Below are 19,861 nucleotides of genomic sequence, written 5' to 3'. Positions count from 1 at the left end.
AGCGGCGGCGGCGTCCCTCAGACGCCGGGCGGTACGTGGGCCGGCCGGCCCCGGCCCCGCGTCAGCGAGTAGCCGAACACGGCCGCCAGCGCGGCGAGCACGCCGCCGCCCACGGTCCACAGCCAGCGGTCGGTCCACCAGCCCGAGGCCCAGCCGTCCTCCGGCTCACCGGCGGACGGCACCCGCGGTGCGGCACTCGCGTCGCCCGCTGAGGCCACCGATACGCCCGGCACCAGCGGCTCGGAGAGCGTGCCGTCCACGTCGTGGGCCCCGCCCTGCTCCTTCGAGACCGCCTTCACCTCGACGCCGACCGGCAGTCCGAGGTCGGCGGCGGGCAGATCCACCACCGTGAGGCGGATGTAGTAGCTGCCGGGCAGCGGGTCGCTCGCCCACGGCTCGGACCAGGACCGCACGGTCCGCAGCACGCAGGACAGCTCGACGGAGGCCGCGTCGGCCGCCGCCTTCCTGGTCTGGTGCCCGTACATGCAGGCCTGGCGGCGGCGCAGCCCGTCGTACACATCGATCTGCCAGGTGGACGTGGAGCTACGGGCGCTCGTAGGCAGCTTCACGGAGGCCTCGACGGTGGGCCGCTGACCGGCGTCGGCCGGGAACACCCAGTACAGGTAGTCGCCCGCCGAGGCCCGGGCGGTGCCCGTCTGCCCCTGTTCCAGTGCGGTGGCCGTACGGAACGTGGTCCCGGCCTCGGTGGGGCCCGCCCCGCCGGCGGCGGGGCTCGCGCTCGCCGACGGGTCGTCGGCCACGGCCGCGCCCGCCGAGGTGAGCAGGGTCAGACCGGCGAGCAGCGCTCCGGTCAGCGCGCGTCGGGCGCCGTGGGTACGGCGAGGTGTCGTGCGCATCAGTTGGTCCTCCATACGGCGACGCGCCAGCGCGAGATCCAGCCGGTCAGCAGGCCCGCGACCAGTCCGGTCAGGACGAGCACGCCGAGCAGCCACCAGCCGCGGCCCAGCCCGAAGGCGGCCACGTCGGAGGCGCTGTCCGGGCCGTCCACCAGGTCCACGGTCAGTTCGACCGGCAGACCGGGGGACCGCTTCACCGAGGCGGGCGCGGAGAAGGAGTGGGCGAGCTGGAGGCAGACGGTCTCGGCGGCGGGCTTGCCGTCGCCGTCGTCGCCGTCATCCACCTCGGGCTTCGGATAGCGCAGCCCGGACGAGATCACGTCGGTGCGGCCGGTCCCGGCCTCGGAGCCCCGGACGATCTCCCGTCCGTGCACGGTCACCGCGCGCAGCAGCACCCCGTAGTCGTCGTCCACAGCGCGGTCGGCCGCCACGCTCGCCGAGGCGCGCAGCTCCTGACCGGGCAGCACGTCGACGCGGTACCAGCGGTGCTGGGCGATCTCCGCGCGGTCGGTGTAGAGCCCCGGCTTCAGCTCGGGCGCGGCGGAACAGCTCCCGGCTCCCTCGGTGGCCACCGGGGTGACGACGGGCTCGGCGGCCCGGTCCACCAACTGCTTCACCCGGCCGGAGAGTTCGTCCTTGTGCTGGACGGCGGTGTACGTGCCGCCGGTGGCCTCCGCGATGCAGGTCAGCTGTTGGCGGATCTTGGCGTTGGGCACCAGGCCCAACGTGTCCACGACCAGGTGGGTGCCGCGGGCGGCGATCTCCCGGGCCACCTCGCACGGGTCGAGCGGCCCGCAGGTGTCCTCGCCGTCCGTGATGAGCACGATCCGGCGCGAACCGTCCCCGCCCTCCAGGTCGTCGGCCGCGCCGAGCAGGGCCGGGCCGATCGGGGTGAAGCCGGTCGGAGCGAGGGTGGCGACCGCGGCCTTGGCCTCGGTGCGGTCCAGCGGGCCGACCGGGTAGAGCTGCTTGGTGTCCTTGCAGCCGACCTTGCGGTCCTCGCCCGGGTAATCCGCCCCGAGCGTCCGGATGCCGAGGTGCACCTCCTCGGGCGCCGCGTCCAGGACATCGTTGAACGCCTGCTTGGCGGCGGCCATCCGGGACTGGCCGTCGATGTCGCGGGTCCGCATCGAGCCGCTGACGTCGAGCACCAGCTCGACCTTGGGCGCGGGGGCGGCGGGGGCTTCGTCGGCGGCGGCGGGGATCGCGGTGCCGAGGCCGGCGGCCAGAGTGGCGAGCGCTATGCCTACCCCGGTCGTCAGCCGTTTTCTCATGATCATCGCTGGATCTTATGGAAAATCAGTTCGTATTCCCAACCGGGTCACTTGATGCCTCTCCCTCCGGTGCGGGGCGGCCGAACGCGCCGGCGGCGGCGGCCAGGGTCGCCGTGGTCGCGGCATGGGCGGGCAGCCGCGGATCGGGAGCGGTCCGCAGGAGCACCAACTGGTGGTACAGCGGTGCGGTGGAGGCGATCAGCAGCCGCCGCGCGTCGGTGTGCGCCGGGAGTTCGCCGCGTTCGACGGCGCGCTCGACGATGATCTCGCAGCGCGCGTACCGGTCCTCCCACAGCCGCCGCTGGGCGGCGGCCGCCCGCGCGGAGCGGAAAGAGGCGGCCACCAGCGCCTGGGGGATCGACGGCCGCACGACCAGCGACTCCTGGATCTCGTCGTTGAGGGCCGTCAGATCGCCACGCAGCGAGCCCGTGTCCGCAGGCGCCCAGTCGTCCTCGCCCGCCGCGTCGAGGACATCGGCGAGCAGGCCCCCGACGTCCTCCCAGCGCCGGTAGACCGTGGTCCGGTGGACGCCGGCGCGGGCCGCGACACCCTCCATCGTCAGCCCCTCGTAACCGTGCTCGCCCAGTTCGGCGCGCACCGCGTCGAGCACCTGGGCGCGGACGCGTGCGGTGCGGCCACCCGGCCTGCGGCCCGGCGACGGGGCGGTGCGGGCGGATTCCGGCGGTTCGGCCGGTGCGTCGGTCATCGGGAATCCGGTTGCCCGGCGGTGTGGGTCATGGCACCATCTTAAAGCAACAGTTGTCGCACTAGTGGAGTCGTCGATGCTCTTCCGAAGCTTTCCCCCGGCCTCGCGGTCCGCCGCCACCGCTTCGTCCACGACAGCTTCGGAGTCGCCCGTATGCCCACACAGATCACCGCACTCGCCGTCAGCAAGGCCTTCGACGGCAGGCCCGTTCTCGACTCGGTGAGCTGCTCGCTCGCGCACGGCGAGCGCACCGGAATCGTCGGTGAGAACGGCTCCGGCAAGACGACCCTGCTGCGGCTGCTCGCCGGGCGGGTCAGCCCCGACCGGGGACGCGTCATTCTGCGGGCCGACGGAGGCGTCGGCTACCTCGCCCAGGACGAGGCCCTGCCCGCCGATCTGACGGCCCAGCAGGTCATCGACCGAGCGCTGGGCGACCTTCGGGCGATCGAGGCACGGATGCGACGCCTGGAGGCGGCGATGGCCGACGGCGACACGTCGGCGCTCGACGCGTACGGCGAGGCCGTCTCCGCCTTCGAGCTGCGCGGCGGCTACGACGCCGACGCCCGGCTGGAGCGCGCCCTGCACGGCCTCGGCCTGAGACAGGTGGACCGCGCCTCGACGCTGGGCGCCCTCTCCGGCGGCGAACGGGCCCGGCTCCGCCTGGCCGCGGTGCTGGCGGCCGCCCCGGAGGTGCTGCTCCTCGACGAGCCGACCAACCATCTGGACGAGGCCGCCCTGAGCTGGCTGGAGGAGCACCTGCGCGGCCGCCGGGGCACCACCGTGACCGTCTCCCACGACCGCCGCTTCCTCGAACACGTCGCCACGAGCCTCCTGGAGGTGGACGGGGACCGGCACGGTGTCGTCCGGTACGGCAACGGCTATACCGGCTACCTCGCGGAGAGGGCGGCGGCACGACAGCGCTGGGGCCGGCACCACGACCGATGGCGTGAGGAGGTCGACCGGACGCGCGCGTCGGCCGCTGTCACCGCCCGCCGGGTCGCCCCGGGCCGGCCGATGAAGGACGGCGACAAACTCTCCTACAACCAGGCCGGAGCCCGGGTGCAGCAGTCCCTGGCCGGCCGGGTCCGCAACGCCGAGGAACGGCTGAACCGCCTGCTGGCCGACCCGGTGCCGGCCCCGCCGGAGCCCTTGAGCTTCTCGCCCGTGCTGCGCGCCGGACAGCTGTCCGGCACCGTGCTCGACGCCTCCGGGGTCCGGGTCGCGGGCAGGCTCGACCCGATCGACCTGACGGTCCGGGCGGGCGAGCACCTGCTGATCACGGGCGACAACGGCGCGGGCAAGACCACCCTGCTGCGCGTCCTCGCCGGAGACCTGACCCCCGACCGGGGAAACGTCGTCAGGCGCGGCCGGATCGGCTTCCTCCCGCAGGACCCGGCACCCGGTTCGGCGCACGAGAGCCTGCTGGCCGCCTACGCCCGGGGGCTCACCGGGGAGGCGGACGAGCACGCCGAACGGCTCCTGGCCCTCGGGCTGTTCGACCGTGACCGCCTGTCGGTGCCCGTCGCGCGGCTCTCCACCGGCCAGCGGCAGCGGCTCGCCCTGGCGCGGCTGGTCAGCCGGCCCGCCGACGTCCTGCTGCTCGACGAGCCCACCAACCACCTCTCTCCCGCCGTCGCCGAGGAGTTGGAGAGGGCCCTGGCCGGTTTCGCCGGCACGGTCGTCCTCGTCAGCCACGACCGGCTGTTCCGGAGCCGCTGGCGGGGCGCCCGGCTGGCCCTGCGGGCCGCCCGGATGCCCGCGCTCGAAGGCTGAGGCCCGCGCCGGCCTCCGTACCCTCCCCGAAACGGAGGCCCGGGCCGGCCTCCGTACCCCTACTACCCGAAGCGAGTGATCACCCTTGTTCCCGCGCCGCTCCCACATCGCGATGATCGGCATCCCGATCGTCAGCCACGTCCTGCCCGGCCTCGGCATCGTCCGTGAGCTGGTGGCGCGCGGCCACCGGGTCACCTACGCGAACGACGCGTTCGTGGCGGACCGGATCGAGGCCACCGGCGCCGAACTGGTGCCCTGCACTTCGCTGTTGCCGGTCGCCGACAACAACTGGCCGACCGACCCCGTAGCCGCGATGGACCTCTTCCTCGACGAGGCGACGCAGGCACTGCCCCAACTGCACGCCGCCTACGACGACGATCCCGCCGACCTGTACCTGTACGACATCGGCGCCTACGCCGCCCGCGCCCTCGCCGAATCACAAGGACGGCCCCTCATGCAGCTGTCCCCCTCGTTCGTGGCCTGGGAGGGGTACGAGGAAGAGGTCGCGGCGCACCTGCGGGGGCTGCCCGGCGCCCCCGCGTACCGGGAGAGGTTCGGCCGCTGGCTCGCCGGCTGCGGGGCGTCCACCCTCGATGTGGACGCTTTCTCCGGCCCTCCCTCGCGGGCCCTCGCGCTGATCCCCGAGGCCATGCAGCCCAGCGCCGACAGAGTCGACACCAAGACAGTGACCTTCGTCGGGCCCTGCTTCGACGCGCAGGCCGACACCGGCCGGTGGACCCGGCCCGACGACGCGGAGAACATCCTGCTGATCTCCCTCGGCTCGGCGTACACGCACCGGCCGGAGTTCTACCGCCAGTGCCTCGCGGCGTACGGGAACCTGCCCGGCTGGCACGTCGTGCTCCAGATCGGCAGGCACACCGATCCGCGTGAACTCGGCGACATCCCGCCAGGCGTCGAAGTGCACCCGTGGGTCCCGCAGCGGGCGATCCTGGAACAGGCGGACGCCTTCGTCACCCACGCCGGCATGGGCGGCTGCGGCGACGGACTCCTCGCGGGCGTCCCGATGATCGCCGTACCGCAGGGCGCCGAACAGTTCATGAACGCGGACCGGCTGGTGGAGCTGGGGGTCGCCCGCCGCATCGACACCCCGGACGCCACGGCCGAGACGCTGCGGGCGGCCCTGAACGCCCTGGTGAATGACCCGGAAACCGCCCGCCGGTCCGCGCGGTTGCGCGCCGCCGCCCGGCGCGAGGGCGGCACCCCGCGCGCCGTCGGCCTGATCGAGGACATGGTGGCCCCGGCCCCAGGAGGCGTCAGGGACCGGTGAGCAGGGGCCCTGAGGCGCGCTCCAGGACCGAGGTGACCCGCTCCCAGGTCGCCACGTCCCGTTCCACCGGCGGCAGCCGGCGGTCCGTCCCGGACTCCTGCCAGGCCGTCGCCAGCGCCACCGGATCGCCACCGCCCGCCGCCGAGGCGGCGAGCGCCGCCGCACCGAGGGCGACCAGCTCGCCGCTGCCCGGGATGACGAGCGGCCGGCCGGAGAGCCGGCGGACCGACTCCACCCACATCCGCCCCTGCGCCCCGCCGCCGATCAGGCGCAGCGGGCGCGCGGCGACCTCGGGTGCGTGCGGGTCGAGACCGCAGGCCGACAGCAGTTCGTCCATGGCCCGCAGCACGGTGACGGCCGCGCCCTCGTAGGCGGCGCCCAACAGCTGCTGCCGGGTCGTGTCGTGGCGCAGGCCGGTCAGCAGCCCGGAGGCGGTCGGCAGGTCGGGGGTCCGTTCGCCGTCGAGATAGGGGAGCAGGACGGCCTCGCCGCCGGGCGCCGCGTCCTCGCGGTCCAGGCCGAGCAGGGCGGCCACCTTGTCCACGGCGAGCGTGCAGTTGAGGGTGCAGGCCAGCGGGAGATACGTGCCGTCGGCGGCGGCGAACCCGTTCAGCGCGGTGGAGTCGGGCCGGGTGCGGGAGGCCGCGAAGACCGTGCCGGAGGTGCCCAGACTGAGGACCGGGTGGTCCAGCAGTCCCTCGCCGCCGAGGCCGAGGCCCACGGCGGCGCTCATGTTGTCGCCGGTGCCGGCCGCCACCGCGATGCCCGCGCGCAGCCCGAGCGCTCGCGCCGCCGAATCGGTGAGCGAGCCGATCCGGGATGCCCCGGTGGGCGCGACCTCCGGGAGCAGCGCCGCGTCCAGACCGAGCAGCTCCAGCAGATCGGGGTCGTAGGCGCCGGTGGCGGTGGAGTACCAGCCGCTGCCCGAGGCGTCCCCAGGGTCGGTGGCGGCGACGCCCGCGAGGCGTTCGGTCAGGAAGTCGTGGGGGAGCCGGACCGCCGCCGCGTTCGCGGCGCTCGCGGGGTCCGTCTCGCGCAGCCACTGCCACTTGGACGCGGTGATCGAGGCGACCGGCACGGACCCGGTCCGCTCCGCCCAGGCCCCCGGCCCGCCGAGTGCGTCCGTGAGCGCGGCGGCCTGGGGCGCGGAACGGGTGTCGTTCCACAGCAGCGCGGGGCGCAGCGGCCGGCCCGCCCCGTCCAGGACGACGAGTCCGTGCTGCTGCCCGGCGACCGCGATGCCGGTGACCGCGCGGGCGGGGAGGCCGGACTCCTTCAGCCCGGCGGCCACCGCCTCGCACAGGGCCCGCCACCAGATCTCCGGATCGCTCTCCCGGGCCCCGGCCTCGCCGGTGACCACGTGCGGGGCGCGCCCCAAGGCGAGCTGCTCGCCGGTCGCCGCGTCGATGAAGGCGGCCTTGGTGGACTGGGTCGAGCTGTCCACGCCGATGACGACGGCGGGTGACGGCATGGGGAGCCTCTTTCGCACGGAACGGCCTGATCATTTGGCTGGGGCACGAACAAATTACGGGATGGCTGCCGCTCTGCACAGGGGGCGGGACCGGCTTCGCCCGGCAGGGGGGTTCCCTGGCCGTGGTGTGGTGTGCTTGATTAGTCATGACACTGAACAAATAGGGGTGCCGGGCTGGTGGCCGGGCGTCCCGACGGCAGGCGAAGGCGGTCGGACGACGATGACGGAACGCTTCACCCCCACCCCCGAGGACAAGTTCAGTTTCGGCCTGTGGACCGTGGGCTGGCAGGGCCGGGACCCCTTCGGCGACGCGACCCGCGCGGCCATCGACCCCGTGGAGTCGGTGCGGCGGCTCGCGGAGCTGGGCGCCTGGGGGGTGACCTTCCACGACGACGACCTGATCCCCTTCGGGGCGCCGGAGACCGAGCGCGAAAGGATCGTCAAGCGCTTCCGCACGGCGGTCGACGACAGCGGGCTCGTCGTGCCCATGGTGACGACGAACCTCTTCACCCATCCCGTCTTCAAGGACGGCGGATTCACCGCCAACGACCGTGGCGTACGCCGCTACGCGCTCCGCAAGACCCTGCGCAACATCGACCTCGCCGTCGAGCTGGGTGCGAGCACCTTCGTGGCGTGGGGCGGCCGTGAGGGGGCCGAGTCAGGCGGGGCGAAGGACGTCCGCCTCGCCCTCCACCGGATGAAGGAGGCCTTCGACCTGCTGGGCGAGTACGTCGTCGAGCAGGGCTACGACCTCCGCTTCGCCATCGAGCCCAAGCCGAACGAGCCGCGCGGCGACATCCTGCTGCCCACCATCGGCCACGCCCTGGCCTTCATCGAGCGCCTGGAGCGCCCCGAGCTGGTCGGCGTCAACCCGGAGACCGGGCACGAGCAGATGGCCGGGCTCAACTTCCCGCACGGCATCGCCCAGGCCATGTGGGCGGACAAGCTCTTCCACATCGACCTCAACGGCCAGTCCGGCATCAAGTACGACCAGGACCTGCGCTTCGGCGCGGGCGATCTGCGCCAGGCGTTCTGGCTCGTCGACCTGCTGGAGAGCGGCTACGAAGGCCCCCGTCACTTCGACTTCAAGCCCCCGCGCACCGAGGACTACGACGGTGTCTGGGCCTCCGCCGCGGGCTGCATGCGCAACTACCTCATCCTCAAGGAGCGGGCCGCCGCCTTCCGCGCCGACCCCGAGGTGCGCGCGGCCCTGCGCGCGTCCCGCCTGGACGAACTGGCGCGCCCCACCGCCGGCGAGGGACTGGCGGGCCTGCTCGCCGACCGCAGCGCGTACGAGGACTTCGACGTGGCCGCCGCCGCGGAACGCGGCATGGCCTTCGAGGCACTGGACCAGCTCGCCATGGACCACCTGCTCGCCGTGCGCTGACCCGCCGGGCCGACCCGCCGGGCTGACCCGCCGGGCCGACCCGCCGGGCTGACCCGCCGGGCTGACCCGCCGGCCCGGAACCCGGGCCCGCCCCACTGGTCTGGCTCACCGGGTCCGGCCCACCGGCCGCACCCACCGGCCCCGTCCCGCCGGCCCCGTCCCACCGGCTGGGCCGGAGCCGTCCGGCTCAGCCGGTGGGACGGCCCGGCTCAGCCGCCGGACGGCTCCGCGTACGCCACCGGGTCGTCCAGCACGTCCTGCACCACGAGCGCCGCCGCGCCCCGCGCCGCGTCGCCCGCCACCGACGACGCCCGGAGCCGGCCGCTGCCCCGGGACCAGAGCCCCGACACCACCCGGCCGGTCAGCTCCTCGTCGGCGGGCGGCGCCAGCCACGGCATCAGCCCCCGGTAGATCCCGCCGAGCACCACCGCGTCCGGGTCGACCAGATTCACCGCGCCCGACAGCACCCGGCCCAGCATCCGGCCCGCCTCACCGACCGCGGCCACCGCCCGCGGGTCCCCGGCGCCCGCGCGCCGCTCCAGCTCCAGCACCCCGGAGGCGCCGCCGATCCCCTCGATCCCGGCCGCCCGCAGCAGCGCCGCCTGACCGGCGTACTGCTCCAGGCATCCCCGCGAACCGCACCGGCACTCCGGCCCCGCCGGATCCACCACGACATGCCCGATCTCCCCGGCGAAACCGTGCGCACCGCGCAGCAGTTCGCCGCCCAGGACGAGTGCGCCGCCCACCCCGATCTCCCCGGTCAGATAGAGGAAGCTCCGCACATCTCCCAGGCCGCCGAACCACAGCTCGGCCAGAGCCGCGAGATTGGCCTCGTTCTCCGAGGCGACCGGCAGCACCGGGTGGCCGGGGCGCAGGGCGGCCAGCGCCTCGGCGAACAGCTCCTGCGCGGGGACCTCGTTCCAGCCGAGGTTGGGGGCCTGCCGCACCGACCCGCCGGAGACGAGACCCGGCAGCGCAAGCGCCGCGCCCACCGGACGCAACTCCTGCTCGTACGCCGACTCCAGGGTCCGCGCTGCGATCCGGGCCGCCCGGGCCAGGGCCTCCTCGGCGGGCGCGCCCCGGTTGTCGAGGTGCTCGGTCTGCCGGACCCGGCCGGTGCCCGCCAGGTCGACCACGCACACCGAGACGTAATCGATGTTGATCTCCACGCCGAGCCCGGCCGGTCCGGTCCTGGCCACCTTGAGCGCGGTGCCGGGGCGGCCCGCCTGCCCGCTGAACGTCTTGCCCGACTCGGTGAGGAACCCGCTGTCCATCAGCTGCTCGACGAGCGAGGACACGGCGGCCCGGGTCAGCCCGACCCGGGCCGCCACTCCGGCCCGGGTCGCCTCGCCCCGCTCGCCCTCGTCCCGTACGGCGCGGAGTACCAGGCTCAGATTGTGCCGTCGCACGGTGTCCTTGTCGGCCTTGGGCCCCAGCGGAGTGAGGATGCTCTTCATATCGTCGCCGAGCCTATGTGATGCGGGGCTCCCGGCGGGGGGTACGGGGACGGGCGGTGCCGCGGAAGCGGAGGGGGAGACGTCACGGAAGGGGGCGGTTCCGGCCGTCCGGCCCGAACCGCCCCCTCCGATCGGCTCAGGGCTTGGCGCCCCGGTCCTTCAGCATGTTCGCCATCAGGCCGATCTCCGACTGCTGGCCGCTGACCATGCCCGCCGCCAGATCCCGGATGGCGTCCGTCTTCGCCGCACCGGCGGCCGCCTGCGCCATGTCCGCACCGGCGCGGTGGTGCACGGTCATCAGCCGCAGGAACAGCACCTCGGCCTTCTCGCCCTTCGCGGCCGTGAGGGCGGCCAGCTCCGCGTCGGTGGCCATGCCCGGCATCAGCGAACCGTCGTCGGTCGGGGTGAGGGTGTGTCCCATCCACTCCATCGGCGGCCCGGCCGCGCTCTTCGGCAGCCCCCACAGCTCCAGCCAGCCCAGCATCATGCCGCGCTGGTTCGCCTGGGTGTTGATGATGTCGTACGCGAGACGTCGCACGTCCTCGTCGTCGGTGCGGTCCCGCACGATGAACGACATCTCGACCGCCTGCTGGTGGTGGATGGCCATGTCCCGGGCGAAGCCCGCGTCCACGGATTCCTCCGCCGGAGCGGACCGTGCCGCCGAGGACGCCCCGGACGGGGAGGCCGCGGAGGGGCGTACGACCATCAGCGCCACCAGCCCCAGCGCCAGGAGCAGCACGGCGGCCCCCGCGAGGACCATCCGACGCATGGAGCCGGACGGGGTCAGGGCGGTCACTTGTCCAGTCCGCCGGTGCAGGCGGCCCCCGGCTCAGGGGTCTGCGGGCCCTGCACGTACTTGGTGAAGAACTGTGCGACCCGGTCGTCCGTGGCGTTCTTGATCGTCACCTGCTTGCCCCACGCGCTGAGCATCAGCGGGTCCTTCTGGTCCTTGACCGGACTCATCAAGGAGTACGGAGTCGACTTGACCTTCTTGGTGAGCGCCTCGATGTCGGAGTCCGAGGCCTTGTCGTTGTACGTGACCCAGACCGCGCCGTGCTCCAGCGAGTGCACGGCGTTCTCCTTCGGTATCTCGTCGGTGTAGACGTCGGCGTTGCAGTTCATCCAGACCTGGTTGTGGTCGCCGCCGACGGGCGGGTTCATCGCGTAGTCGACCTTGGTCGTCACGTGCTCCCGCCCCAGGTCGTCCCAGCTGCGCTCGCCGGTGACCGGCGAGGTCTTGGCCTGATTCTCCTTCTCCTCCTTCTCGTTCGCCTGCGACATCAGATAGCCGCCCCCGGCGACCAGGGCGGCGACCACGGCCACCGACGCGCTGATGGTGATGATGCGGACCCGCCGCTCGCGGGCGCGCTCCTTGCGGCGCGCCTCCTCGAGCTTGGCGCGACGCGCTGAGGCCGGGTTGTTCTGGTTCTTGGCGGAAGCCATGGGGAGTCCTCGTCGTTCAACCGATGCATACGGGCGATGCATGAAGGGGAAGGGGTGCGGGGCAGGCGAAGAACCGCTCCCGGTGACCGGCGCCGGGGCGCGGCGGGAGAGCGGACCCGGCCTCTAGATCCGCTGGACCTGAAGACGTAGTTGATCGACGGAACGCACACCGTCGTGCGCGGGACCCCGGATGGCCGCCGCGCCGGTGAGCGGGGTGGCGGGGACGAAGGTCACGGGCGAGGGAACGGTGACGGGGGCGGAGGACGCCGGAATCACGACGGCAGCCGTGTGCGTCGAGCCGCCGTGGCACGACGTCCCGAGGCCGCGGTCCGCGGGAGAGGCCAGGACGACCGGTTCGAAGGCGGCGTCGGGCGTCGGGGTGAAAGCGCGGACGGCACTCGCCCCGGCAGGGCCCGCGGCCACCGGGGCGCCGGCGGCCGCCGTGGTGACCGAGCAGCAGAAGAGCATGGCCAGGAGGAAGAACACCCAGCCCAGAGCGAGGGGCGTGCGGGAGCGGTACCGCTGCCGGTCCGTCCGCGTACTCACCCTGGTCATCGCCCGTCATCGTAGTGGGTGCATGAAGATTCAAAGAATATGGGTCGCGCTGTCCGCGGGACAGTGTGCCCGAGTCGCCGTCGCTCGAACAGAGACCCCATGATGTACGGATAATTTACAGGTGTAATACCTGCTAACGTATATGAGTGACCGATACACCCATCTGTCCGGGGCGGCCCTCCGCCCGGGCCCTCCCGCTGGCCTCGGCCCTCCGGCTCTCGCGGCCGTCGGACACCTGGTTCAAGCCCGCCCTCAGCGTGGTCGTCGCCTCCGCCGCGCCCCAGCTGACACTCCTGGCCATAGGCCGGCTCGACCTCGTGATGTACACGATGGCCGGTTCGCTCTGCGCGCTGTACGGGCACGGTCTGCCGTACGCCCGGCGGGCCGGGGCGGTCGCGGGCGTGGTGCTCGGCATGACGGCCTCGCTCGCCGTCTCCCTGGCCACCGCGTCGCTCACCGGATCGACCGCCGTGCTCATCGCGGTCGGGGCGTTGCTCGCCGCCGCCCAGAAGGTGCTGTGCGACGCCACCCGGATCGGACCGCCCGGCCATGTGATCTTCACCTTCGTCAGCTCCGCCGCCCTCTTCGCCCCGCAGCGCCCGGAGCAGATCCCCGGTCACCTCGCCCTGACCCTCGGCGCGGGCGCGTTCGCCTGGCTGGTCGCCGTCGCCCCCGCCCTGGTCCGTCGCGAGGGCCCCGAACGCCGGGCCGTCGCGCGCGCCCTGGAGGCCGCGGCCGCGTGTGCCGCCGACCCCGGCCCCCGTGCCCGCAACGCGGCGGCCGCCGCCGTGCACGCCGCCTGGCAGTGTCTGCTCGCCTCCGGCCGACCCACCCCCGTACGCCGGTCGCTGGAACGCCTGGTGGTGCACGCCGAGGTGGCCTTCGCGGCCCCGCGCCCCGGGGGTGGAACCGTGGATCCGGACCGGCTGCGCGCCTGGGCCGCTCTGACCCGGGCCCGCGGTCCCGTGCCCACGCCGCCGGCGGCCCCCGGCACCGCCGACGAGCTGTACGGGATCGACGCGGAGCGTGCCGCCCGGCGGGCCCCCGAGGGGCGCCGCGCGGCCCGTCGCGCCCTGCTCGGCCGTCTCGGCCCGGGGTCACCGCTGCTGCCGGTCGCCGTCCGCACCCTGGCGGGCTGCGCGCTCGCCGGGTACCTCTGCGCCGCGCTCGGCGTCGGACGCCCCTACTGGGCGATCGTCACGGCCGCCTCCCTCTACCAGGCCAACATCACGCTGTCGTGGAACCGGGCCCTCCAGCGCACTCTCGGCAACCTCCTGGGCGTGCTCGTCTTCGCCGCGGCCCTGCCCGTGTCCCGGATCAGCCCGCTCGCCCTCGTCTGCTGCTGCCTCTTCTTCAGCTTCGCCGCCGAGGCCCTCATCACCCGCAACTACTGGCTCGGCTCCGTCGCGGTGACCCCGATGGCCCTGCTGGTCCTGGAGTTCGGCGGCGCCCATCCGGCCGGGGAGCTCATCGGCGACCGGGTCCTGGACACCGTCCTCGGAGCGGTCGTCGGCTTTCTGGCCGCGACGCTGGTCACCAACCGGCGGGCGGCGGGGCGCGTCGAGCGGGCGCTCGGCGCCCTGGACCGGGCCCGCGCCGACGTCGAACGGACCGGAGCCGACCCCGGGGCGGCGCCCGCGACACGGGACCGGGCGCGCCGGACGCTCACCGCGAGCCTCGTCGAACTGCGCGAGGCCGGCGACACCGCCGCGGGCGAATGGTGGCAGAGCGCCCTGCCCGAGCAGCGCCTTCTCGCGGCCGAGCGGGCCGGACACCGTACGCTCGCCGCGACAGCACAACGGCGGGGGCCCGGGGGTGATACGCCTCCCGCGGCCCACGCCCCTTCGATCGGAGCGGAGTGACCGACGACATCGTTGCCTCGGTGGTCCGGCAGTGGCAGGCCGTCAACCCCGGGCTCGACACCGGACCGATGGAGATCATCGGCCGGATCAACCGCTGCGCCGCCCTGCTCCAGCAGGCGGAGGACGCCCCCTTGCGTTCCGCCGGACTGACCCGCGCCGAATTCGACCTCCTCGGCGCCGTACGCAGGACGGACCGGGAGCTCACCCCCGGTGAGCTGGCCCGCGAGACCTTCTCCTCCGGAGCGGCCGTCACCAAGCGGCTGCGCGCCCTCCAGGACCGCGCCCTGGTCGAGCGCCGCGGCGACGCCCGTGACCGGAGGGTCGCCCATGTCCGGCTCACCGACGAGGGCCGGGCCCTGGTCGACCGGATCCTGCCCGAGCAGCTCGCCTACGAACGCGCGGTGCTCGCCGGTCTGGACGGCGGCGCGCGCGACGAACTCGGCTCCAGGCTGGGCGAGTTGCTCGTGCAGCTGGAGGGCCGGCTCGGCGGAGCCCGGCGCTGACCCGGCGGCCCGGCCCAGGGTCTTCGCAGCCGCGTCAGCGCGGCGGTTTCGCGCGTCACTCAATCGTCGGTCAGGAATCTGCACCTTTCGATCCGGTTCGATCACCTGTGCCGTTGTCCTGTTCTGCCCTACGAAAGTCGCCTGCGCAAGGGCGATTTGCCCTAGAAATCACCCTTAACTGGTAGTGAATGGTCGGACTCTCGGGCCCGGGGAACCTCCCGCGGGGGAGCGCTTTCAGCCACGATCACTCACCGCGCACGCCCCGAAGCGCAGCGTGCAAAAACTGGCGAGTGTATTCCTCTCGGAGAGCTTCCGCAGGGGGTTGGGTGAATATGCCGAAGCACTGTTCTGATCTGGCTAAGCTCACGCGCAGTGAAGTCGAGTTGAGATGAATTCGAGCACTTGTTCCTGAGTCTCCGCTCACGTGCGCATACATCCCGGAATCAACCGCCAACATCCCGGAATCAACCGCCAGAGGGTTTTAGATGGTCCGTGTTGAATCACCGCCGACCGACAGAGAAGTTCCCGTCGTCCGCGTAGTCCTGCTGCCCGTGGCCCTGCTCCTCGGCGCCACCGCCGCCGGCTCGGCCGTGGTCGCACCGGCCGCGCGGATACCAGTCGCCGTGTGCGGCGCGATCGCCACGCTCGTGGTCGCCGTACTCACCGTGGCGCTGCACCGCCGCCGACGCGCCATGCGCGTCCAGCGCGCGGAGTACGAACAGCGCATCGCCTACCTGGAACACCGCATCCTCTCGCACGACGCCGAGACGGTACGGCTCACCAAGGAAGTCATGCCCGCCGCCATCCGGCGGCTGCGCGTGGGCAACTCGCCCGAAGAGGTGATGCGCGACGTCGTCGACGCGGACGCCGCCAACCGGCATCTGCCCAAGGCGCTGCGCGAGCAGGTCTACCAGGTCCTCGAAGTCATCGACAACGAGGAGGCGCGGCGTGACTCCGCTCAGCGCGCCTTCGTCAGCGTCGCCCGCCGCGTCCAGGCGATCGTGAACCGCCAGGCCAGCGAACTGCGGGAGATGGAGAACCACTACGGGCGCAACCCCGAGGTCTTCGACGACCTGCTGCGCATCGACCACGGCACCGCGCTGATCGGCCGCCTCGCCGACTCCATCGCCGTGCTCGGCGGCGCCCGCCCGAGCCGCCAGTGGCCCAAGCCCGTACCGCTGTTCAGCGTGTTGCGCGGGGCGATGTCCCGCATCCTGGAGTACCAGCGCGTCGATCTGCACTCGATCGCCAAGGTCGCCATCGTCGGCACCTCGGTCGAACCGCTCATCCACGCGTGCGCCGAACTCCTCGACAACGCGACCCGCTACTCGCCGCCCCAGACCCGGGTGCACGTCACCGCGGTCGAGGTGCAGACCGGCATCGCCATCGAGATCGAGGACGGCGGCGTCAGCCTCAGCGAGGAGGCCCGCGCCCGCGCCGAGAACATGCTCGCCCAGGCGCAGGCCGGCATCAACATGAACGACCTCGGGGAGTCCCCGCGCCTCGGCATGGCCGTCGTCGGCAGGCTCTCCCGGATGTACCAGCTCCAGGTGTCGCTGCGTCAGTCGGCGTACGGCGGCGTCCGCGCCGTCCTCATCGTGCCGCGCGACATGATCACCACCGGGCCCGCCCCGGGCATCGCCCACGGCATCGGCGCCACCTCGCGGCCCACCAGCTCCCTGGACATGTCGCAGCTCCAGCACGTGGTGCCGCCGCCCGGCAAGCGCAAGTCCAAGCCCGCCGCCACCGGCCCCGTGCCGTCCGTGGCCGCACCGGTCTCCACCGGAGCCCCCGCGGTCACGTCGCACCAGGCCCCTCCCGCGGCAGCCATGGAGGACGACCTTCCCGTGGTCACCGAGTGGACCGAGAACGGGCTGCCGCAGCGCCGCAGCCGGGGCCGCGCCCCGCTCGGCTCGCACAACCTCCCGCAGCAGCCCCCACCGCCCCCCGCCCCCGCCAACGGGTTCCACCCCGGCGCGGACGAGGGCGCGGACGGCGGACGCGGCGAGGAGAAGCCCCCCGGCCTCTGGCTGGAGGCCTTCACCAAGGCCGTCAACGGCGTACCGCAGGAACGAAAGCACGGCGAAGACACCGATGACGCGTGGGACAAGGGAGACCTGAAGTGATCCAGCAGCGGGGAAACATGGACTGGATGCTCAAGGAACTGGCCGACGACGTTCCGAGCATTCACCAGATCGTGGTGCTCTCGTCGGACGGCCTGCGCATCGCGATGCACGGCGGCGACCCCGACGTCGCCGACCGGCTCGCGGCGGCCTGCGCCGGGCTGCAGAGCCTGGCCGCCGCCGTGGCCACCGAGATTCCGTACAGCGACGGCCTCATGAAGCTCGTGGTCATCGAGGTGACGGGCGGGTTCTTCTACCTGATGGCGGCCGGGACCGGCGCCTATCTCGCGGTCCTGGCCGGCGAGACCGTCGACGCCGGACTCGTCGGGGCCCGGATGAGGGACATGGTCGTGCGGATCGGAGCCCACCTGACCAGCCCGCCCCGCCACGGCGGGCAGTCCGGATGAGTGGTCCTCGACGAGAACGCCGGAAGGCCGATCCGGACCTGCACGATCCGGAACGGCTGTACGTGATCACCGGCGATCTCGACGACAGTGAACGGTCCGCGCTCGACCTGGTCACGATGGTCGTCGCGAAGGCGGAACCCTCGCCGACCTTCCAGCCCGAGCAGGCGGCCATCCTGCGGCTCTGCCAGGCGCCGTTGTCCGTCGCCGAGATCTCGGCCTACCTCAGCCTGCCGTTCAGCGTGGTCACCTCGCTCCTGAGCGATCTCCTCGCGACCGATCTCATTCAGTCGCGTGCGCCGATCGTCCGTGCCACGCTCCCCGACAGGTCCCTTCTCGAAGCGGTGATGCATGGACTTCAGAAGCTCTGACACGATCACCGGACCCCGCAGCGAGGACGTCCTTCCCACCACGGCCACCGCCGCGGTGAAGGTCGTGATCGTCGGCGGGTTCGGCGTCGGCAAGACGACCATGGTCGGCTCGGTGAGCGAGATCCGGCCGCTGACGACCGAAGAGACCATGACCCAGGCCGGCGTCGGCGTGGACGACAACGCCGGGGTGGAGACGAAGACCGCCACCACGGTCGCCATGGACTTCGGACGGATCAGTCTCAGCGAGGAACTGATCCTCTATCTGTTCGGCACCCCCGGCCAGGAACGCTTCTGGTTCCTCTGGAACGGCCTCTTCGAGGGCGCCCTCGGCGCGGTCGTCCTCATCGACACGAGACGGCTCGAAGTCAGCTTCGACGTCATCGGCCGGCTGGAGGAGCGCGGAGTGCCCTTCGTGGTGGCCGTGAACACCTTCCCCGACGCGCCGCACCATCCGGTCGATGCCCTGCGCAGAGCCCTCGACCTGCCGGACGAGGTCCCGATGATCGACTGCGACGCCCGGCTGCGGGCCTCCAGCCGCGATGTGCTGATGACCCTGATGCGCTATCTGCACAGCCTGGCCGTCCCCCTCGCCTGACACCGAACCTCCCTCGGGACAACCCCGGTCCAGCAGATTCACGACCGGATCCACGACCGGGATCCACGACCGGATCCACGACCGGGGGCGCGCGCCATCCCGCGGCGCCTGCCCCCGGCCCGGTCCGGCCCCGGCCGTGAACCGTCGACCTGTCCCGCCCACTCGCGCACCAGCCCTGGAATCCTGATCCCTGGAGCCTCTGTGACAACCCCCTTCCACCACGAACCCGGCGCCGTGCCCCCGCCCCAGTGCCCGGCCCACAACCTTGACATCGGCCCCGGCGGACTGCGCCGGCTCTACGGTCCCGAGGCGGAGAACGACCCGGCGGGCCTCTACGACAAGCTCCGCGCCGAACACGGCACGGTCGCCCCGATCCTGCTCCACGGCGACGTTCCCGCCTGGCTCGTGCTCGGCCACAGCGAGAATCTCCACGTCACCCGTACGCCCTCCCAGTTCTCCCGGGACTCGCGGCGTTGGCGGGCCCTCCAGGACGGCAGCGTCGCCCCGGACCACCCGCTCGCCCCGATCTTCACCTGGCAGCCCGTCTGCGTGTTCGCCGACGGCGCCAAGCACGAACGGCAGCGCGGCGCGGTCACCGACAGCATGGAGCGCATCGACACCCGCGGGGTGCGCCGCCACATCAACCGCTTCAGTAACCGCCTCGTCAACGACTTCTGCGAGAAGGGCACCGCCGACCTGGTCAGCCAGTTCGCGGAGCATCTGCCGATGATGGTGGTGTGCGCGATCTTCGGCATGCCGGAGGAGTACGACGAGCGTCTCGTCCAGGCGGCCCGGGACATGACGCGCGGCACGGAGACCGCCGTGGCCAGCAACGCCCACGTCGTGTCCGTGCTGACGCGCCTGGTCGAGCGCCGCCGTGCCGAATCCGCGCCGGACCTCACCTCCTGGCTCGTCGAGCACCCCGCGACGATGACCGACACCGAGGTCATCGAACATCTGCGCCTGATCATGATCGCCGCCTACGAGTCCACCGCCAACCTCATCGCCAACGTGCTGCGCATGGTCCTGATCGACCCGCGTTTCCGTGCCCGGCTCAGCGGCGGGCACATGACCGTCCCCGAGGCGGTCGAGCAGACCCTGTGGGACGAGCCGCCGTTCACCGCCGTGTTCGGCCGCTGGGCGGTCGGTGACACGGAGCTGGGCGGCCAGCAGATCAAGGCGGGCGACGCCCTGCTCGTCGGGATCGCCCCGGCCAACACCGACCCCACCGTCCGCCCGGACCTGGCCGCCGACATGAGCGGCAACCGCGCCCACCTCGCCTTCAGCGGCGGTCCCCACGAGTGCCCGGGACAGGACATCGGCCGGGCCATCGCCGACGTCGGGATCGACGCGCTGCTGATGCGCCTGCCCGACCTGGAGCTCGGTGTCGGGGAGGGCGAGCTGCGCTGGGTCGGCAACATCATGTCCCGCCACCTGGTCGAGCTGCCGGTGAAGTTCGCCCCCAGCCCCCAGCAGAAGCTGGACGCCGACCCGCTCTCGGTGATGGCCCGCGCCGCCCGCCCGGCCGACGCCTGGGAGATCTCCTCCCCGGCCAGGCAGGTCCCCGAGCCCCGGCACGAGGCGGCCGTGGCGCAGCCCGCCCACGCCCCGGGCGTCACACCCGCTCCCGCCCCGGCCGCACCCCTCCTGCCCGAACCGGCCCCTTCCCCCGAGCCGGCCCCGTCCCCGGACCCCGCTCCCGTGGCGACGATCCCGCAGCAGCGCCGGCCGACCGCCCCCGCCCGGCTCTGGCAGGCCGTCGTCCGCTGGTGGAGCGGCTACTGACACGACG

The 19,861-nt window shown here is 73.0% G+C and carries 18 protein-coding genes; 10 read left to right on the top strand and 8 right to left on the bottom strand.

Translation table 11 applies throughout. The annotated features are described in order from the left end of the window. Positions 1-17: 17 nt before the first annotated feature. The 3 genes from AB0F29_RS02520 to AB0F29_RS02510 are packed head-to-tail and all read right to left on the bottom strand — an operon-like array spanning position 18 to position 2,837. The gene (locus AB0F29_RS02520) at positions 18-857 is read right to left on the bottom strand and encodes a hypothetical protein (protein ID WP_361866883.1); all 840 of its coding nucleotides are present in this window, start codon (positions 855-857) and stop codon (positions 18-20) included. Further along, the gene (locus AB0F29_RS02515; protein WP_361866881.1) at positions 857-2,137 is read right to left on the bottom strand and encodes a VWA domain-containing protein; all 1,281 of its coding nucleotides are present in this window, start codon (positions 2,135-2,137) and stop codon (positions 857-859) included. The genes AB0F29_RS02520 and AB0F29_RS02515 overlap by 1 nt, the downstream gene beginning before the upstream one ends. Positions 2,138-2,156: 19 nt before the next feature. Next, positions 2,157-2,837: a TetR/AcrR family transcriptional regulator gene (locus AB0F29_RS02510; protein WP_361866879.1), complete on the bottom strand. Its 681-nt coding sequence runs from the start codon at positions 2,835-2,837 to the stop codon at positions 2,157-2,159. Positions 2,838-2,990: 153 nt separating this feature from the next. On the opposite strand from AB0F29_RS02510, the gene abc-f reads away from it, so the two are divergent. Together abc-f and AB0F29_RS02500 are read left to right on the top strand one after the other, a co-directional pair. Further along, positions 2,991-4,610, top strand: coding sequence for a ribosomal protection-like ABC-F family protein (gene abc-f, locus AB0F29_RS02505; protein ID WP_361866877.1), 1,620 nt, complete (start codon positions 2,991-2,993; stop codon positions 4,608-4,610). A gap of 85 nt (positions 4,611-4,695) precedes the next feature. Then, positions 4,696-5,898 (top strand): macrolide family glycosyltransferase, encoded by a 1,203-nt coding sequence (locus tag AB0F29_RS02500; RefSeq protein ID WP_361866876.1) that lies wholly within the window; start codon positions 4,696-4,698, stop codon positions 5,896-5,898. Here AB0F29_RS02500 and xylB read toward each other — a convergent pair. Further along, the gene (gene xylB / locus AB0F29_RS02495; RefSeq protein WP_361866874.1) at positions 5,885-7,369 is read right to left on the bottom strand and encodes a xylulokinase; all 1,485 of its coding nucleotides are present in this window, start codon (positions 7,367-7,369) and stop codon (positions 5,885-5,887) included. The two genes, AB0F29_RS02500 and xylB, sit on opposite strands and share 14 nt — an antisense overlap. A 220-nt stretch (positions 7,370-7,589) precedes the next feature. Here xylB and xylA point away from each other — a divergent pair, with 220 nt between their 5' ends. Continuing rightward, the gene (gene xylA, locus AB0F29_RS02490) at positions 7,590-8,756 is read left to right on the top strand and encodes a xylose isomerase (RefSeq protein ID WP_361866872.1); all 1,167 of its coding nucleotides are present in this window, start codon (positions 7,590-7,592) and stop codon (positions 8,754-8,756) included. Positions 8,757-8,965: 209 nt separating this feature from the next. Here the strand turns inward: xylA and AB0F29_RS02485 are convergent, their stop codons facing one another. From AB0F29_RS02485 to AB0F29_RS02470, 4 genes are all read right to left on the bottom strand, one after another. Beyond that, entirely contained in the window at positions 8,966-10,213 is a 1,248-nt protein-coding gene (locus AB0F29_RS02485; protein WP_361866870.1) for an ROK family protein, read from the bottom strand. 136 nt (positions 10,214-10,349) lie between these two features. Further along, on the bottom strand, positions 10,350-11,009 hold the full coding sequence (locus AB0F29_RS02480) for a DUF305 domain-containing protein (protein ID WP_361866869.1): 660 nt from the start codon (positions 11,007-11,009) through the stop codon (positions 10,350-10,352). After that, positions 11,006-11,656, bottom strand: coding sequence for a DUF3105 domain-containing protein (locus AB0F29_RS02475; protein WP_361866867.1), 651 nt, complete (start codon positions 11,654-11,656; stop codon positions 11,006-11,008). Before AB0F29_RS02475 ends, AB0F29_RS02480 begins: the two co-directional genes overlap by 4 nt. A 123-nt stretch (positions 11,657-11,779) precedes the next feature. After that, entirely contained in the window at positions 11,780-12,211 is a 432-nt protein-coding gene (locus AB0F29_RS02470) for a hypothetical protein (RefSeq protein WP_361866865.1), read from the bottom strand. Between the two features lie 146 nt (positions 12,212-12,357). Here AB0F29_RS02470 and AB0F29_RS02465 point away from each other — a divergent pair, with 146 nt between their 5' ends. The 7 genes from AB0F29_RS02465 to AB0F29_RS02435 all read left to right on the top strand — a co-directional run bounded on the left by AB0F29_RS02465 (position 12,358) and on the right by AB0F29_RS02435 (position 19,854). After that, positions 12,358-14,073: an FUSC family protein gene (locus tag AB0F29_RS02465; protein ID WP_361866863.1), complete on the top strand. Its 1,716-nt coding sequence runs from the start codon at positions 12,358-12,360 to the stop codon at positions 14,071-14,073. Continuing rightward, the gene (locus AB0F29_RS02460; RefSeq protein ID WP_265598120.1) at positions 14,070-14,576 is read left to right on the top strand and encodes a MarR family transcriptional regulator; all 507 of its coding nucleotides are present in this window, start codon (positions 14,070-14,072) and stop codon (positions 14,574-14,576) included. The genes AB0F29_RS02465 and AB0F29_RS02460 overlap by 4 nt, the downstream gene beginning before the upstream one ends. A gap of 485 nt (positions 14,577-15,061) precedes the next feature. Then, positions 15,062-16,702 carry an ATP-binding protein gene (locus tag AB0F29_RS02455; protein WP_361866862.1) on the top strand — a complete coding sequence of 547 codons (1,641 nt, stop codon included), beginning with the start codon at positions 15,062-15,064 and terminating at the stop codon, positions 16,700-16,702. After that, positions 16,699-17,106 (top strand): roadblock/LC7 domain-containing protein, encoded by a 408-nt coding sequence (locus AB0F29_RS02450; protein ID WP_006128841.1) that lies wholly within the window; start codon positions 16,699-16,701, stop codon positions 17,104-17,106. Before AB0F29_RS02455 ends, AB0F29_RS02450 begins: the two co-directional genes overlap by 4 nt. Next, complete coding sequence (locus tag AB0F29_RS02445) at positions 17,103-17,474, top strand: DUF742 domain-containing protein (RefSeq protein ID WP_026290056.1); 372 nt, start codon at positions 17,103-17,105, stop codon at positions 17,472-17,474. Before AB0F29_RS02450 ends, AB0F29_RS02445 begins: the two co-directional genes overlap by 4 nt. Further along, the gene (locus AB0F29_RS02440; RefSeq protein ID WP_361866861.1) at positions 17,455-18,069 is read left to right on the top strand and encodes an ATP/GTP-binding protein; all 615 of its coding nucleotides are present in this window, start codon (positions 17,455-17,457) and stop codon (positions 18,067-18,069) included. The genes AB0F29_RS02445 and AB0F29_RS02440 overlap by 20 nt, the downstream gene beginning before the upstream one ends. Positions 18,070-18,270: 201 nt before the next feature. Next, positions 18,271-19,854 carry a cytochrome P450 gene (locus AB0F29_RS02435; RefSeq protein ID WP_361866859.1) on the top strand — a complete coding sequence of 528 codons (1,584 nt, stop codon included), beginning with the start codon at positions 18,271-18,273 and terminating at the stop codon, positions 19,852-19,854. The last annotated feature ends 7 nt before the right edge of the window (positions 19,855-19,861 follow it).

Source organism: Streptomyces sp. NPDC026589, from assembly GCF_040638385.1.
Taxonomy (GTDB): domain Bacteria; phylum Actinomycetota; class Actinomycetes; order Streptomycetales; family Streptomycetaceae; genus Streptomyces.
The sequence above is the reverse complement of the archived record's forward strand: the minus strand, read 5'-3'. Positions and strand labels throughout refer to the sequence as shown.